This is a genomic window from Nocardia sp. NPDC004722, assembly GCF_053601505.1.
Map to the genome: position 1 here is coordinate 1 of NZ_JBSGBY010001016.1, position 1,694 is coordinate 1,694.

The 1,694-nt window shown below is 59.6% G+C and carries 2 protein-coding genes; one reads left to right on the plus strand and one right to left on the minus strand.

All coding sequences use genetic code 11. The features are described 5' to 3' along the window. Nucleotides 1-643: 643 nt before the first annotated feature. The gene (locus tag ACWELQ_RS45240; RefSeq protein ID WP_452403116.1) at nucleotides 644-1,348 is read right to left on the minus strand and encodes a hypothetical protein; all 705 of its coding nucleotides are present in this window, start codon (nucleotides 1,346-1,348) and stop codon (nucleotides 644-646) included. A 9-nt stretch (nucleotides 1,349-1,357) separates the two neighbouring features. Between ACWELQ_RS45240 and ACWELQ_RS45245 the strand changes: the two genes are divergently transcribed. Continuing rightward, complete coding sequence (locus ACWELQ_RS45245; RefSeq protein ID WP_452403117.1) at nucleotides 1,358-1,666, plus strand: hypothetical protein; 309 nt, start codon at nucleotides 1,358-1,360, stop codon at nucleotides 1,664-1,666. Nucleotides 1,667-1,694: the final 28 nt, after the last annotated feature.

A 1,694-nucleotide genomic window follows, 5' to 3' on the forward strand; every position in this document is an offset into this window, starting at 1 on the left:
TGCCGATGAGCCCGAGCACGTTGTTGCGCTTGGACGCGACCGGCTCGAGCCTGGCGCTATCGGGAGCGCCAGGAACCATCCGGGTATTGAACCCATTCCCTGTCGTGGGGGCGGACAACAAGTGGACTCAGCATCTGGTTCAGCGCGTCATCGGACAGCGTGCCGCCGTCTCCGAGTCCTACCCAGTTATAGGCGTTCTTGAGAACTGGTATAGGCGTATCGAACGCTTCGCGCCAGTAAATGATGATCTGAAAAGACGTCGGGCTCCCGAGCTCCTGAATCAACCAGGTCGCTATTTCAGCCGGAGTATCCCCTCGCCGGGCTCGTGTACGCAACTCGCTGACGACGGCTTCTCTGAGTGGGCCTGATCCCACCATCAACCTCCTTAGCTGCGATAGCGATCACGTCCTAACCATCGGCCAGCGTATCCGGGCTTCATTGCTGAATATCCGCTACTGCCGCTGATCGCGCGGTCTGTGGTGACTAGCTGATGATCAACGGTCGCAGCTGTGATCGGCTGGATGGGTTCATGTGGACTGGCTGCCACAAGATCAAGGTGTACTCATTGCGGGAAACTGGGCAAATCTCCGCAGTGAGTACACCTTGATCTTGTGCTGGCGTTCGAACGGGAACGGCTGCTCAGCTACGCGTGCAACTGATGCCGGCGATAGTCGGCCGATGGACCGCCGAATTCGAGCCTGTTCTCATCGAGCCCGTTGCTGATCGTTACTCGACGATCGTCGAAGGCGAAACTGACTGCCACCATTCCTGCCGCGAAATCTCCTGGATGACCTGCGTATTCGAGGAGATCGACCGCTGTCAAAACCTGTCCTTCGAATGCGAACAATGCTGGTACCGCGTCGCGTCTCCATGCTAGCTGGAACCCGTAGGCTTCCGGGTTGTCGTCATCGTTGGGCCAGACGGGAAACCGGATGGGATCGATGCCGTTCCAGGTGATAGACAGCTCGTCGAACTTCTGATGGACGATCTCCACTTGTTCGCCGTCGAAGTCCAACAGGACCGGACCGTCGGGAAACCACGCATTGGTCTCCCGATTCCACACCAGCCAGCCCGCCGATAAGCGACTCCCGACCAAACCTGCCAACCGACGACCGTGCGTCGACTCGATGGCGTCACGTCCGGCGAGCCAGTGTGGCTGGTATCCCTGGATTCCGAAGTAGCCCACCGCACGATTGTCCACGGACAGCCGCAACCCAGGACAGCCGCAGGCTGCGTCCGTGTGTCGTAGCCCCGGGCGGCGGCAGCCTAACGCGCTATATTGCCGCTGGTCGCGCGGTTCAAGACGACTACAGGGTGTCGTGAAGACGGGCATATCGAACACGGTCATGATCGTGTTATGGCGAACGAAATACCTGGTGGCGAGCACTTTCGATTTCTTGTTGAGGCGGCCTTCACCGTGACAGGTCGTGGGACGGCCGTCGTCGGGTACGTCGAGTCCGGCGTGACGCGAGTTGGTGACCGGCTACGAGTATTGCGGCCCGGTGGTCGACCGGTCCTGTCAGATACATGCTGGGCCATCGAAGCCGTCAACAAGGCTGGGAGAAAGCCCGGGCAACCCGCGCCAATTGCCCTGCTGTTCCGGGAGCTTCACAAGTCGGACTTCGATCCAGGCGACATCATTGTCGGCGATACCGAAGAGTCGTAGCGCGCCGACTGGTCAAACATCCTCAACT